At 69.6% G+C, this 16,320-nt stretch carries 1 protein-coding gene (only partly in view); it reads left to right on the forward strand.

Annotation, left to right across the window (positions count from 1 at the left end; all coding sequences use genetic code 11):
- Nucleotides 1-16,320: the 5' portion of a non-ribosomal peptide synthase/polyketide synthase gene (locus tag F8M74_RS00155; protein ID WP_228559239.1), read on the forward strand. The gene runs 831 nt beyond the window's last position; 16,320 of the gene's 17,151 nt are visible here — the first part of the coding sequence; it begins with the start codon at nt 1-3; its stop codon lies beyond the right edge, outside the window.

The raw sequence follows: 16,320 nt of genomic DNA on the forward strand, positions 1-16,320 counted from the left end.
ATGCGCTCCCACCCGGCCGCGACACTGCTGGAGCTCCTCGAAACGCAGACCCAGTCCCTGGGTGAACGGCCGCTGTACACCTTCCTGGAGGATGGCGGGGATGACGCGGTCTTGATCTACGCCGGGTTGGATTTGCGAGCCCGGCGCATTGGCGCGGCACTCCAGGCCCTGGCGCGAGCGGGCGAGCGGGCGGTGCTCCTCTATCCACCGGGCCTGGAGTACGTCGCGGGTTTCTTCGGCTGCTTGTATGCCGGGTTGGTCGCCGTCCCAGCCTATCCGCCGGACCCGATGCGGCTGGAGCGGACGTTGCCTCGGCTGCGCGCCATCATCCGGGATGCGCGCGCGAGCGTCGTGCTCACCACCTCCTTCATCCAGGAGATGGGGGAGGGGCTCTTCGAAGGCGCCCCCGAACTCGCCGCGCTCCGCTGGGTGGCCACCGACGCGTTGCCCGAGGGGACCGAGGTGGGGTGGCGCCGTCCGGAGCCTTCGCGGGACACGTTGGCCTTCCTTCAATACACGTCCGGCTCCACGGGGGATCCGAAGGGCGTGCAGCTCAGCCATGGGAACCTGCTGCACAACCTGGGGCTGATCTCCCACGCGTTCCAGGTCCGCTCGGACAGCGTGGGGGTCATCTGGCTGCCGCCGTACCACGACATGGGCCTGATTGGCGGCATCCTCCAGCCGCTCTACGCGGGCTTCCCGGTGGCGCTGATGTCGCCGCTCGCGTTCCTTCGCCGCCCACGGTTCTGGTTGGAGTCACTGTCCCGCTTCGGTGGCACCATCAGCGGCGGCCCGTGCTTCGCCTTCGACCTGTGCGTGAGGAAGGTGCCTCCCGCGGAGCGTGAAGGGTTGGACCTGCGTCGCTGGGAGCTGGCCTTCTGTGGGGCCGAGCCCATCCGCCCGGAAGTCATGACCCGCTTCTCGGAAGCCTTCGCGCCCGTGGGCTTCCAGCGCGAGGCGCTCTATCCCTGCTATGGGCTCGCGGAAGGCACGCTGATCGCCTCGGGTGGGCGCAAGGGCGAAGGTGTCCTCACGCGGACGTGGGACGCCCAGGCGTTGGAGCGGAACGAGGCGCTGGCGGCCGAGGACGGCCCTGGGGCGCGCCCGCTGGTGGGGTGCGGCCAGTCGCTGCCTGAGCAGACGCTGCTCGTGGTGGACCCGGAGACGCGTCGCGCTTGCCCGCCTGAGCGGGTGGGGGAGATCTGGGTCTCCGGTCCCAGCGTGGCCCACGGCTACTGGGAGCGGCCCGAGGAGAGTGAAGCGGCGTTCGGAGCGCGATTGGCGGATTCGGACAGCGGTCCCCGGTTTCTGCGGACGGGAGACCTGGGTCTGCTGAAGGACGGCGAGCTGTTCGTCGTGGGCCGGCGCAAGGACCTCATCATCCTCCGCGGGCGCAACCTGCACCCGCAGGACCTGGAGCTGACGCTGGAGCGCAGCCATTCGGCGCTGCGGCCCGGTTGTGGCGCGGCGTTCTCCATCGACGTGGGCGGCGAGGAGCGGCTCGCGGTGATGTACGAGGTGGACTCGCGCAAGCCGTGGACCGCCGAGGATGTGGTGGGCGCCGTCCGCCGGGGTCTGGCGGAGACACACGAGGTCCAACTCCACACGCTCGTCCTCATCGAGCCTGGCGCCCTGCCGAAGACGTCCAGCGGGAAGATTCAGCGGCGTGCCTGCCGGGCCGAGTTGCTTGCTGGGACGGCTCGGGCGCTGCTGACCTGGAGCGAGTCGGAAGCAGATGCGCCCCAGGCTGAGGCTCCCGCGCCTGACATCACCGCGTCCGAGCCGCTCACCGTGGAGGCACTGGAGGCGTGGCTGCTGGCGCGGATTGCCTCGCGGCTTCGCGTCCGTCCGGAGGAGTTTGCGAAGGATGCGCCCATCACGTCCTTCGGTCTGGACTCACTGGGCGCCGTGGAGCTGGCGAACGACGTCGAGACCCTGGGCGTGGTCCTTCGCATGGAGGTCCTGCTTCAGGGGCCGACAGTGGGGGAACTCGCGCGGACCGTCTTCGATGCGCGTGGGAAGTCCGCTGGCGCCGAGCTGACGCGGAGCGAGGAGGGGACGCCCGCGCCGCTCTCCTCCGCGCAGCAGCGACTGTGGCTGTTCGAGCAGTTGGCGCAGGGAAGCGCCGCGTATCACCTGCCGGCGGCGGTACGCCTCACCGGTGCACTGGATGATGTGGCGCTGGAGCATGCCTTCGCTGCAATCGTTCAGCGCCACGCGGCGCTCCGAGCGACGTTCCGCGGCGAAGATGGCACGCCGTCGCAGGTAACCTCGTCGGAGCCGGTGTCATCACTTCGCCGGGTGGACCTCCGCGGCGTCCACGTGGATGCCCGCGAGGAGGCCGCGCTTCGTCTGGCCCACGAGGAAGCGCGGGCGCCGTTCGACCTCGAGCGCGGTTCGCTGCTCCGGGCCACGCTGTTTCAATTGGACGCGCACGAGCACCTGCTGGTCGTGGTGATGCACCACATCGCTTCGGATGGTGCCTCGTTCGCCATCCTGGCCCGTGAGCTGAGCGCGCTGTACGCGGGTGATGCTTCACTGCCGCCGTTGGCCTTCCAGTACCCCGACTTCGCGCGCTGGCGCCGCGAGGTCGAGGCGGACGGCGCCCTGGCCACGTCGCTCGACTGGTGGAAGGCGCGGCTGGCAGGGGGGACCGCAGCGCTGGAGCTGCCCGCGGATCGGTCTCGACCTCCCATGCCATCCTATCGCGGTGGCCGCGTGGCGGTGCGGTTCCCGGAGGCGCTGACGGCTCGGCTGGAGGCGTTGGGCCGGAGCGAAGGCGCCACGTTGTTCATGACGTTGCTGGCGGCTTTCGAGGTGCTGCTCGCGCGTCATTCGGGGCAGGCGGACTTCTGCGTCGGAACGGCCGTCAATGGGCGTGAGCGGGCGGGACTCGAAGGGTTGATGGGATGCTTTCTCGACCTGGTCGTCCTGCGCGCGTCCGTGTCTGGCTCATCACGTTTCCGCGAACTGTTGGGACAGACGCGGGAAGGCGTGCTGGCGGCCTTTGCCCACCGAGGCGTTCCTTTCGAGCGGCTGGTCGACGCGGTCCAACCCACGAGGGACCCCTCGCGCGCACCCTTGTTCCAGGTGCTGTTCGTGCTCCAGCCGGAGCCCGGCGCGGGACTGGCGCTGCCCGGCCTGGAGTCTCGCCGCGTGGAGGTGGACCCGGGGGCCACGCCCTACGATTTGACGCTGTCACTGGCCCGAGGGCCGGAGGGACTGGGAGGGTGGCTGGAGTACGCCGCGGACCTGTTTGATGCGGACACCGCCGCGCGACTGGTGGCGCGGCTGGGTGTGCTTCTGGAATCCGTTGTCGCGGACCCTGACCAGCGCCTCGCCATGCTCCCGCTGTTGCATGAGGCAGAGCAGCGGCAGGTGCTGGTCGACTGGAATGACACGCGGGCGGAGTTCCCGGAGACGTGCATCCATGCGCTCATGGAATCGCAGGCGCAGCGCACGCCGGACGCTGTTGCCGTGGTGTGTGGCGACGAGGTCCTCACGTACCGTGAGCTGAACCAACGAGCCAACGCCGTGGCATGGCGGCTGCGAGAGCAGGGCGTTGGACCTGAATGCATCGTGGGCCTCTTTGCCGACCGCTCCGCGGACCTGGTCGTGGGCCTGCTGGGCATCTTCAAGGCGGGCGGTGCGTACCTGCCGCTGGACCCGTCGTATCCCGAGGCTCGGCTCGTGCTGATGCTGGAGGATTCTGGCGCCTCGGTGGTGCTCGCGCACCGGCATCTGGCGGGCGCGCTTCCGTTCGGCGATAGGACCGTGGTTCCGCTGGATGTGGCTGGCGAGGCGGACGCCGCGCCACCGGGAGCCGTGGGGCCCGACAACCTGGCCTATGTCCTCTACACCTCGGGCTCCACCGGCAAGCCCAAGGGTGTGCTGATTCCACACCGCAACGTCGTCAGCTTCTTCACGGGCATGGACGCGCGCGTGGGGACCGAACCGGGGACGTGGCTCGCGGTGACGAGCGTCTCCTTCGACATCTCCGTGTTGGAGTTGCTCTGGACGCTGGCGCGCGGCTTCAAGGTCGCCGTGCAGGGCGAGCAGGGGGCCTTGGGGGCCGCACCGCGCCGGGTGACGCGAACGCGCCAGAAGCCTCTGGGCTTCAGCCTCTTCTACTTCGCGGCGGACGAGGGGGCTCCAGGCGCGGAGCGTTACCGGCTGTTGCTCGAGGGCGCGCGGTTCGCGGACCGTCATGGCTTCCAGGCGGTGTGGACGCCGGAGCGCCACCTTCATGCGTTTGGTGGGCTCTATCCCAATCCGTCCGTGACGAGCGCGGCCATCGCCGCCATCACCGAGCGCGTGGCCATCCGCGCCGGCAGCGTCGTGCTGCCTCTGCACCACCCCGTGCGCGTGGCCGAGGAGTGGTCGCTCGTCGACAACCTGTCGAAGGGCCGCGTCGGCATCTCCGTGGCGCCGGGTTGGCACGCGGATGACTTCGTCCTCGCGCCAGAGCGGTATGCGGAGCGCCGGGAGCTGGCGCGGCGGGACCTGGACACGTTGCGGCGACTCTGGCGCGGTGAGTCGCTGTCGTTCACCAATGGCGCGGGGACGCCCATCGATGTCCGCATCCGTCCGAGCCCCGTGCAGCGCGAGCTCCCTGTGTGGCTGACCGCCGCTGGCAATCCGGACACCTTCCGCGAAGCGGGCCGGCTGGGCGCGGGCGTCCTGACGCACCTCTTGGGACAGCGGTGGGAGGAGCTGGAATCACGCATCGCTCTCTACCGCGAGGCCTGGCGCGAGGCGGGCCACGAGGGCGAGGGTCATGTGACGCTGATGCTCCACACGTTCGTGGGGCACGACGTGGAGCGCGTGCGAGAGACGGTCGAAGCGCCGCTGCGGCGCTACCTGAGCAACTCCGCGGACCTGATGCGCGGGTTGGGCCGGACGCTGGGCGTGGACCTGGATCCCGCATCGGTTCGTCCGGAGGACCTGGACGCGCTCGTGGGACGGGCCTTCGGGCGCTTCTTCGAAGGGGCGGGACTCTTCGGGACGCCGCGCACTTGCCGGGAGCAGGTGGCCCGCATCGAGGCGCTGGGCGTGGATGAGGTCGCGTGCCTCATCGACTTCGGCGTGGACACGGATGCCGTGCTCGCCAGCCTTCCGGCGCTGGATGCCGTGCGGCAGCGCTGCGAGCGGGATTTCCGGCTTCAGTCGGAGGAGGAAATCACCGTGCCCGCGCAGCTTCGCCGGCACGGCGTCACGCATCTGCAATGCACGCCCTCCCTTGCCCAGGCGCTGCTCTTGGAGCCCGGTGCGGCCGGGGCGCTCGCGGGGCTGGAGCGCCTGCTCGTCGGCGGTGAGGCGCTATCCGCGGAGCTGGCGGAACGGTTGCGGGACACCGTGGGAGCGCTGCTCAACATGTACGGCCCCACGGAGACCACCATCTGGTCCTCGTCGCACGCCGTGGATGGTTCGCCGGGGCCGGTGCCCATTGGTACGCCCATTGCCAACACGTCGCTGTACGTGCTGGATGCGGAGCTGCGGCCCTTGCCCGTGGGTGTGCCTGGTGAACTCTACATCGGTGGCATGGGTGTCGCTCGGGGCTATCACGCGCGGCCGGAGCTGACCGCCGAGCGATTCCTCCCGGACCCGGCGTCCTCCAACGCTGGTGCCCGGATGTATCGAACGGGCGACCGGGCTCGGTGGCGCGCGGATGGGACGATGGAGTTCCTGGGCCGGGTGGACCACCAGCTCAAGGTCCGTGGCTTCAGGGTGGAGCCTGGCGAAATCGAGTCCGTGCTGGCGCGACACTCCGACGTGGCGCAGGCCGTGGTCGTGGCGCGGGAGGAGCCTGCTGGTGGCGCGCGCCTGATCGCGTACGTCGTCGCCCGGCCAGGTACGGCGCTTTCGGTGGAGGCGCTGCTGGCCTTCTCCCGGCGCTCCCTTCCGGAGCACATGGTGCCTTCGGCGTTCGTGCCACTCGATGCGCTCCCGCTGACGCCCAATGGGAAGGTGGACCGGAAGGCGTTGCCCGTGCCGGAGGGCGTCCGTGACGTCGCTCGGGAGTACGTGGCGCCCCGGACGGACACTGAACGCCGTTTGGCCGAGCTGTGGGCCTCGCTGCTGGGCGTGGAGCGGGTAGGCGCGGAGGACGACTTCTTCACGCTGGGCGGGCATTCGCTGCTGGCCACGCGCGCCGCCTCCCGGATTCGTGAGGCGTTCGGGGTGGACCTGCCCCTGCGTGAGCTGTTCGAGTCGTCCTCGCCCGCGACCTTGGGTGCGCGCATCGATGCTCGCCTCCTGGGTGCGTCCGGTGTGCCTCCGTTGGTGGCCCGGTCTCATGAAGGGGCGCTGCCGCTGTCCTTCGCGCAGCAACGGCTCTGGTTCCTGGAGCAGCTCGAGCCCGGCGGCGCGGCATACAACGATGCGGTGGCCGTCCGTGTGGAGGGGGCGCTCGATGTGGCGTTGCTGGAGCGCTCTCTGAGAGAGGTGGTCCGGCGGCACGAAGTCCTCCGCGCCACCTTCCACGATGAAGACGGCACGCCTTCCTGGCGCATCCATCCCGAGGCCCGGCTTGCTCTGGACCGTGTGGACCTGACCGCGCTGTCGGGGGCTGCTCAGGCGGAGGCCCTATCGTTGCGATTGGCGGAGGAGTCGCTGCGGGCGTTCGACCTCGGCGCGGGACCGCCGCTTCGAGCCACGCTGCTCCAGGTGAGCGCGCGTGAGCACGTGCTCTTGTTGGTGCTGCACCACCTGGTGACGGATGGCGCGTCCATGGGCGTGCTCGTGCTCGAGGTGGCGGCGCTCTATCGGGCCTTCTCCCAGGGGCAGGTTTCGCCGTTGTTGGCGCTGCCGCTCCAGTACGTGGACTACGCGGCGTGGCAGCGCGACTGGCTTCGCGGCGAGGCGCTGGAGGCGCAACTCGCGTATTGGCGGACCCGGTTGGGAGGGGCACCTCGGGCGCTGGACCTGCCCACGGACCGCCCTCGACCGGCCGTGCGCAGCAGCCGTGGCGTGAGCCGAAGCGTGCTCCTGGGCTCGGAGTTGTCGCGTGCGCTGAAAACGTTGGCCCAGCGCGAGGGCGCCACGCCCTTCATGGTGCTGCTGGCGGGCTTCTCCGCGCTGCTGTCCCGTCATGGCGGGCAGGATGACCTGTGCGTGGGAACGCCGGTGGAGGGCCGTGACCGGACCGAGCTGGAAGGGCTCATCGGCTGCTTCGTCAACACGCTGGTCCTGCGTGTGTCGCTGGCGGGCGCGCCGTCCTTCCGGGAGTTGATTGGCCGCGCGCGGGAGACCGTGCTGGGGGCCTTCGCGCACCAGGACGCACCCTTCGAGGAACTGGTGAAGGCGCTCCAGCCCGAGCGTGACCTGGGCCGCAGCCCGCTGTTCCAGGCCATGCTCGTGATGCAGGAGGACCCGCTGCCGGAGTTGGTGATTCCGGGGCTGCGGCTGAACGTCCAGCCGCAGCCGAGTCTCACGGCGAAGTTCGACCTGCGACTCATCATTACCGACACGGCGGACGGTTTCTCCGCGAACCTGGAGCTGAGCACCGACCTGTTCGAGCCGGATACCGCATCGCGCCTGCTGGAGCACCTGCGCGTCCTGCTGGAGGCGGGCGTTCGTGAGCCGGAACAGCGGGTGCATGCGCTTCCACTGATGACCTCGGCGGAGCGGCACCGGGTCCTGGTCGCGTGGAATGACACGGACCGCCCTCGGCCGGGAGTGAGCGTCCTGCATCGGCTCATCGAAGCGCAGGTGGACCGCACACCAGATGCGGTGGCGCTGAGCTTCGAGAGCGACACCCTCACGTATCGGGAACTGGACCGGCGCGCGAATCAGCTCGCGCGCTACCTGCGGGCACGAGGCGTGGGGCCGGAAACGCGGGTTGCGCTGTGCGTGGAGCGTTCGCTGGAGATGGTGGTGGGGCTCCTCGGCGTGCTCAAGGCGGGGGGCGCCTACGTGCCGCTCGACCCGGAGTATCCCCGCGAGCGACTGGAGTACATGCTCGCGGACGCCGCGGCGCCGGTGCTGCTGACGCAGGATCGGTTGTCGGAACGCCTGCCTCGGGGCGGCGCCACCGTGGTGTGTCTGGACTCGGAGTGGGACGCGGTGGCGCGCGAGCGCGAGGAGCGTCTCGACGTGACCGTGGAAGGGATCGGGCTGGCGTACGTCCTCTACACCTCGGGCTCCACGGGCCGGCCCAAGGGGGCGATGAACACGCATGCCGCCATCTGCAACCGGCTCCTGTGGATGCAGGAGGCCTACGGGCTTGATGCGAGCGACCGCGTCCTCCAGAAGACGCCGTTCAGCTTCGACGTCTCCGTGTGGGAGTTCTTCTGGCCGCTGCTGGCGGGCGCGCGGTTGGTGATGGCGCGGCCTGGCGGGCACCGGGAGCCCGCGTACCTGACGGACACCATTGCTCGCGAGCGCATCACCACGTTGCACTTCGTGCCGTCCATGCTCCGGCCCTTCTTGGAGGAGACGGAGCTGGCAGTGTCCTGCGCCAGCCTGAGAAGGGTGTTCTGCAGTGGCGAGGCCCTGCCTCCCGAGCTGCGGGACCGCTACTTCTCGTGCCTGCTCGCCGAGCTTCACAACCTCTACGGCCCGACGGAGGCCGCGGTGGACGTGACGGCGTGGGCCTGCTCGCGTGAGGACCGTGGGCATGTCGTTCCCATCGGGCGTCCCATCGCCAACGCGCGGATGTACGTGCTGGATGCGCGGCTGCGTCCCGGGCCGGCGGGTGTTCCGGGTGAGCTGTACATCGGTGGTGCACCGCTGGCGCGTGGCTACTGGCAGCGGCCGGACCTGACCGCTGAGCGATTCCTCCCGGACGCCTTCGCGGCGCAGCCGGGGGCGCGGATGTACCGGACGGGCGATCAAGCCCGCTTCCTGGCGAATGGCGCCATCGAGTACCTGGGTCGCCTGGATGACCAGGTGAAGGTGCGGGGTTTCCGCATCGAACTGGGTGAGATTGAAGCCGTGCTGTCCCTGCACCCCGGTGTGCGTGCGGCGGCGGTGGCGATTCGAGAGGACGTCCCGGGAGACCGGCGCCTCGTGGCATACGTGGTCGTGTCTTCGGGGGACGTGGCGTCAGAGCTGCGGGCCTTCCTCGGTGAACGGCTGCCCGAGCACATGGTGCCGTCGGCCTTCGTCACGCTGGACGCGCTCCCGCTGTCGCCCAGTGGGAAGCTCGACCGTCGTGGCCTCCCCGCACCGGTGCGGGCAACGCAGGGGAGTGGTGCGGCCCACGTGGAGCCGCGTAATGCGCTGGAACTTCAACTCGCGCACATCTGGGCGGGCGTTCTGGGCGTCGAGCGGGTAGGCGCCGAGGACCGCTTCTTCGAGCTGGGCGGTGACTCCATCCTCGCGCTTCAGGTGATTGCGCGGGCGCGGCAGGTGGGCATCTACCTTACGGCGCGCCAGCTCTTCCAGCATCCGACGGTGGCAGGGCTGGCCCAGGTGGCGACGAGCCGTCGTCGCCTGGGAGACCAGGGCCCGGTTGTAGGGCCCGTGCCGCTGACGCCCATCCAGCGGTGGTTCGTCGAGCGAGAGCTTCCCGAGGCGCATCACTTCAACCAGGCGTTGATGCTGGAGCCCCGTGAGCGCCTGGAGTCGGACGTGCTGGCTCGTGCACTGCGGGCCCTCGTGGACCATCACGATGCGCTGCGGCTGCGGCTGTCGCGGAGTGAGACGGGGTGGGCGCAGTCGTGCGCGGAGCCAGGGCGCGACGTGCCACTGCGTCTCGTGGACCTGTCCGGGTTGGATGCAACCGCGCGGGCCGTGGCGATGGAGCGCACCGCCACGGAGGAGCAGGCGGGTTTGGACCTGAACGCGGGGTGCCTCCTGCGCGCGGTGTTGTTCGACCAGGGGCCAAATCGGACGGGACGGCTGCTGCTGGTCATCCACCACCTCGCGGCGGACGGCGTCTCCTGGCGCGTGTTGTTGGAGGACCTGGAGACGGCGCTTCGGCAGCTTGCCCGCGGCGAACTCGTGGCGCTTCCCGCGAAGACGACATCGTTCCAGGTCTGGGCACGACGGTTGGAGGCGCATGCCGCCTCGGGAGTGCTCGCGGAGGAGGGCGCCTACTGGCGGGAGGTGCTGAGCGCGGATGTGGCCGCGCTTCCTCGGGATGTGCCGGGTGGGGTGAACTCGCAGGGCTCGGAGCGCGTCGTCACAGTGGCGCTGGATGCCGACGTGACGCACTCGCTGCTTCGTGCATCGGCGGCGATGGCACAGCCGGGCCTTGAAGATGTGCTCCTCACGGGTGTTGCGAGCGCGCTGGCCCGATGGAGTGGCGAGCGCCGACTGCGCATCGACCTGGAGGGCCACGGGCGCGACGAGCTGTTCGACGACGTGGACCTCTCGCGCACGGTAGGGTGGTTCACCACGTTATTCCCCGTGCGTCTGGCGTTGCCGGAGGGGTTGGCGTCCGCTTCCGTGCTCGCGTCGGTTCGCTCGGCACGCGAGCACCGGAAGGGCAGAGGCATTGGATATGGCCTGCTGCGCTACCTCCGTCATGAGGACGGCGCTTCGTCTGAGGTCCTCTTCAACTACCTGGGGCAGCTCGACTCGGGGGCTCGGGACTCGGCGCTGTTCACGCTGGCGCCCGAATCCACGGGGGCCTCGCAGGGGACGCGTGGGCTCCGGAGCCATGTGTTGGAGGTGGTGGCTCGCGTCGTGGGCGAACGCCTGGAGTTGGCCTGGCATTACAGCGAGGCGCTGCATTCGCGCGCGCGCATCGAAGCCCTGGCGCGTCACTGTGTCGAAACGTTGGTGGAACTCGCGGGCGCAACGGAGGAGCGTCATGCGCTCTCACCCCTCCAGCATGGGTTGTTGTTCCAGGTGCTGCTGGAGCCCGGCACCGGCGCGTACTTCGAGCAGCGAAGCTGGACGCTCGCCGGTCCGCTGAACGCCGGAGCACTCCGGCGGGCATGGGAGGTGGTGTCCGAACGACATTCCTCACTGCGCACCTCGTTCCTCTGGGAGGGGTTGGAGGCCCCTGTCCAGGTGGTCAATGCACGCGCGACCCCCGTGTGGACTGAGCTCGACTGGCGCGGGCGCTCCTCGGAGGAACAATCCCAGTCACTGGCCGCGTTCCTGCGTGAGGACCGGGCGCAGGGCTTTGTCTTGTCGCAGGCGCCGCTGATGCGGCTGGCGCTGATTCGACTGGAGGACCATGCCTGGCGGTTCGTCTGGAGCTTCCATCACCTGCTGCTGGATGGGTGGAGCCTGGCGCGCGTCCTTGGCGAGGTGCTCGATGCTTACGCGGCGATTGCCGCGGGGGCAGATTGGCGCCCGCCCGCCGCAATGGATTTTCGCGCCTACGTCGAATGGTTGGGGCGCCGCCGACCTGAGCAGGACGAAGCCTTCTGGCGGGAGCAACTCGAGGGCATCGAAGCGCCGACACAATTGCCCGTGGACGGAAGCTCCACCGCGGCGCGTGACACGGGTGAGCACGCGCTGGAGCTGGGCGAGGCCGATACCGCTGCGCTCCAGGAGTTCGCACGCCGCCATGGGCTCACGCCGAGCACCCTGGTCCACGGTGCGTGGGCGTTGCTGTTGTCCCGCTATGGGGGCGGGCAGGACGTCATGTTCGGGACGACGCTCGCGGGTCGTCCGCCGGAGCTGCCGGGCATCGAGGAAGCCGTCGGGTTGTTCATCCACTCGCTCCCGGTTCGCGCCCGTATCCAGCATGGCGCCGGGTTGCTGCCCTGGCTGAGCGAGCTTCAGTCCCTGCTGGTGGAGTTAGGGCAACGGGAGCACGTCCCGCTCACCCGGCTTCAGGGGTGGAGCGACATTCCCCGAGGCACGCCGCTCTTCGAGAGTCTCCTCGTGTTCGAGAACTACCCGGTGGATGCGGCGCTCGCGCGCGGTGCGGCCGGTTTGGAGCTGCGGGACTTCACGGCCTTCGAGCGCACGCACTATCCACTGACCGCAGTGGTGGTTCCGGGACGCTCCATGCGGCTGAAACTGCTGTACCGGCAGGAGCGAATCTCAAAGGTCGCCGCCGAGCAGTTGCTGACGCACTGGCGCGGTCTGCTTCAGGCGATGTGGAGTCGTCCTGAGCAGCGACTGGGCGACGTGTCCCTGCTGTCGGAGGCCGAGCGGCGCCGCGTGCTGGTGGAGTGGAACGCCACCGCGACCCCGTACCCCCGCGAAGCCACGGTGCATTCGCTTTTCGAGTCCCAGGCCGCGCGGGCGCCAGAGACCGTGGCGGTGCGGTATGGCGGCACGTCGCTGACGTACGCCGAGCTGAACGCGCGGGCGAACCAGGTGGCGCGCCGGCTGGGGGCCTTGGGCGTCCGACGAGGGACTCACGTGGGCCTCTGCGTGGAACGCTCCGCCGATCTGGTCGTTGGGATGCTGGGCATCCTCAAGGCAGGGGCGGCCTACGTGCCCCTGGACCCGGCGTACCCGCGCGAGCGGCTCGCATGGATGCTCGCGGATGCGGGGGCACCAGTACTGCTGACGCAGGAACGGCTGCGGGGCGCGGTGCCTTCGGAGGGCGTGAGTGTCCTCACGGTGGAGGAGGTCTCGGCGCAAGGGGACGCCGCTGAAACGGCGGCGCTTGGAGCCGGAGTAGGCGCAGCGGATGCCGCCTACGTCATCTACACCTCCGGCTCCACGGGAGCTCCCAAGGGCGTCTGCGTTTCCCATCAGGCAGTGGTCCGGCTGGTGGTGGAGACGGACTTCATCCGCGTGGTGCCTGAGGATCGCGTGGCGCAGGCATCCAACGCCTCGTTCGACGCGGCCACGTTCGAAATCTGGGGTGCGCTCCTCAACGGTGCCCGAGTGGTTGGCGTGGAGCGGGAGACAGCGCTCTCTCCGCGTGCCTTCGCCTCCTGGCTGAGGGAGGAGGGCATTCGCGTCCTCTTCCTCACGACGGCCTGGTTCAACCAGGTGGCCGCGGAAGTGCCGGACGCCTTCAGCGCGTTGCGACAGTTGCACTTCGGAGGCGAGGCCGTGGATCCGAGGCCGGTCCGCCGGGTCCTTCGTGAAGGTGCTCCCGAGCGGCTGCTGCACGTCTATGGCCCCACGGAGAACACCACCTTCTCCACGTGGAACCTCGTCACAGAGGTGCCCGAGGGCGCCGTATCGATTCCCATCGGAAAGCCGCTGGCGAACACGGTTCAGTACGTGCTCGACGAGGACATGGCGCCGGTGCCGCCAGGATGCGTGGGGGAGCTGTGGCTCGGTGGCGACGGGCTCGCCTGGGGCTATCTGGGACAACCCGCGCTGACTGCGGAGCGCTTCGTTCCGAACCCGTTCAGCGAGCGTCCCGGGACGCGGCTCTATCGGACAGGTGACCGGGTCCGTCTGTTGGCGGATGGGGCGGTGACTTTCGAGGGCCGCGTGGACGCGCAGGTGAAGGTGCGAGGCTTCCGCGTGGAGCCGGGCGAGGTCGAGGCCACGCTGCTGCGTCACCCGGACGTCCGGCAAGCCGTGGTGTTGGCGCGAGAGGATGAAGCAGGGGGCTCGCGGCGCCTGGTGGCCTACGTCGTACCGACCGGGGAGGTCGCTGCGACTCCCGCGCCTTCGCTCCTGCGGACCTTCCTCGCCGCGCACTTGCCGGCGTACATGGTACCTGCCGCCTTCATGGTGCTGGGGCGCCTGCCCCTGACGCCCAACGGCAAGGTGGACAGGCGTGCGCTGCCCGCGCCCACCGTCGAAGCGGAGGTCATCGCACCGAGAGGCCCCGAGGAGGAATTGCTCGCGCGACTCTTTGGCGAACTGCTCGGCGTCTCCCGGGTTGGAGCGTCCGACAGCTTCTTCGATTTGGGTGGACACTCCCTGCTGGCCACTCGGGTCGTCACGCGGATTCACGCCACCTTTGGCGTCGCCTTGTCGCTGCGGGACCTCTTCGACGACCCGACCGTGGCGAGGCTGGCCGAGCGCATCCGCGAGGCCCGGCAGTCATCCGGCGCGACGCGCCCGCCGCCCATCGTCCCCGTGTCCAGGGACAACCCCCTGCCGCTGTCCGCGATGCAGGAGCGCTTGTGGTTGCTGGAGCAGCTCCAGCCGGGCACGGCCCTCTACAACGTCCCCTGGGCCGCATGGCTCTCCGGGCCGCTGGACGTGCCTGCCTTGGAGCGGGCACTGGCGGGGCTGATCCTGCGTCACGAAGCCCTGAGGACCACCTTCTCCAGCAACGCGGGAGAGCCCGTCCAAGTCATCCATCTGAGCGTCAACGTGGCGCTTCCCGTGGTCGACCTTGGGGGGGGGCCGGAGGAGGCGCGTGAAGCACAGGCCGTGCTCGCCGCGTCGGAAGAGGCTCGCCGCCCGTTCGACCTGGTGAATGGACCGCTGTGCCGGGCATTGCTGATTCGCACGGCTGATGATTCGCACCTGCTGGTCCTCACGCTGCACCACATTGTCTCGGACGGGTGGTCACTGGGCGTCGCCGTGCGGGAGCTGTCGGCGCTCTACGCCGCGGAGCTGCAGGGCCGGCCTTCCTCGCTGCCAGTGCCCACCATCCAGCCAGCGGACCATGCGGTGTGGCAGCGCCAGTGGCTGCAGGGAGAGGCACTCGCGGCGCAGGTCGGATACTGGAGAAGGCAGCTCGCCGGAGCGCCGCCCGTCCTGGAGCTTCCCAAGGACTTCCCCCGGCCGAACTTGCAGCGCTTCCGGGGCGACACGCTGGCGGTGCGTTTCCCCGCCGAGCTGTCGGAGGCGTTCCGTGCGCTCTGCATTCGCGAAGGCGTCACGCCCTTCATGGGCCTGCTGGCGGCCTTCCAGCTCCTGCTGTCGCGGGTGTCGGGCCAGGAGGACGTGTGTGTGGGATCGCCCATTGCGGGCCGACAGCAGCCTGGGCTGGAGAACCTGATTGGCTTCTTCGTCAACACGCTGGTGCTCCGCGCGCGTCTGCCGCGCTTGAGTTCCTTCCGCGAACTCCTGCGTCAGGTGCGGGAGACGACGTTGGACGCGTACGCCCACCAGGACGTTCCGTTCGAGAAGCTGGTGGAGGCGCTGCAACCGCCTCGGAGCTTGAGCCACGCGCCCCTGGTGCAGGTGGTGCTCGCGCTCCACGAAGCCTCGCACCAGGACGTCGCGCCGGAAGGGCTGGCTTTGCGCCCAGTGGAGCTGGCCTCGGGGACAGCGAAGTTCGACCTCACGTTGTCCCTGACGGACGAGGCAGAGGGGTTCACCGGAACCTTGGAGTTCGACGCGGACCTCTTCACGCGGGAGACGGCCGCGCGGCTGATGAAGGGGCTCCGCGTGTTGCTGGAGAGCGCGGTGGCGGATGCGGGCCAACGCCTGGGCGAGCTGCCGATGATGGACACGGCGGATCGTCAGCGCCTGCTCGTGGCGTGGAACGACACCGAGGTGGAGTACCCCCGAGAGGCGTGCCTCGCGGAGCTCTTCGAGGCGCAGGCGGCGCGCTCGCCGGAGGCAGTCGCAGTGGTGTGCGAGGAGGCTCGGCTCACCTACGCGGAGCTGGACCGGCGGGCGAACCAGCTTGCGTGGTACCTGCGCAAGCGTGGCGTGGGACCGGGAACACCGGTGGGGCTGTGCGTTCAACGTTCGCTCGACCTGGTGGTGGGGATGCTCGGCATCCTCAAGGCTGGTGGCGCCTACGTGCCGTTGGACCCCACGTACCCTCGCGAGCGCCTGGCCTTCATGGTGGAGGACACGCGTCTGCCCGTGGTGCTGGCGCAGCAGGCGGTGGTGGCCTTGCTGCCTTCGGGCAGTGCGGACGTGGTGCTCCTGGATTCGGCCTGGGATGAAATCGCGCGTGAGCTCACGGTTTCTCCTCGCGTGACGGTGCCGGCGGCGTCGCTGGCGTATGTCATGTACACGTCGGGCTCCACGGGGCGGCCCAAGGGCGTCTGCGTGCCGCAGCGCGCGGTGGCTCGGCTGGTGCTGGGCTCCCGATTCGCGCGTTGGGGAGCGGACGAGGTCTTCCTCCAACTGGCGCCCATCTGCTTCGACGCCGCCACCTTCGAGCTGTGGGGCGCGCTGCTGCACGGCGCGAAGCTAGTCCTCTTCCCAGCGCAGCCTCCCACGGTGGACACGCTCAAGGACGTGCTGGCGCGTCACGGTGTCACCACATTGTGGCTCACGGCCGCGCTCTTCGAGGCGCTCTCCGCCGCGAGGCCGGACGCCCTGGATGGCGTGCGGCAGCTCCTGGCGGGCGGCGACGTGCTCCCACCGGCAGCGGTGCGGGAGCGGCTTGGGCGCGGCGGCATCCTGGTCAACGGGTATGGGCCCACCGAGGGCACCACCTTCACCTGCTGCCACGTGATGGAGGGTGCCGTTGCGCCAGGGGCCATTCCCATTGGCCGTCCCATCGCCAACACCCGGGTCTACGTGGTGGACGCGGAGTTGCGCCCCGTGCCGGTGGGCGTACCGGGTGAGCTGCTCATC

Source organism: Myxococcus sp. CA023, assembly GCF_010998615.1.
Taxonomy (GTDB): domain Bacteria; phylum Myxococcota; class Myxococcia; order Myxococcales; family Myxococcaceae; genus Myxococcus.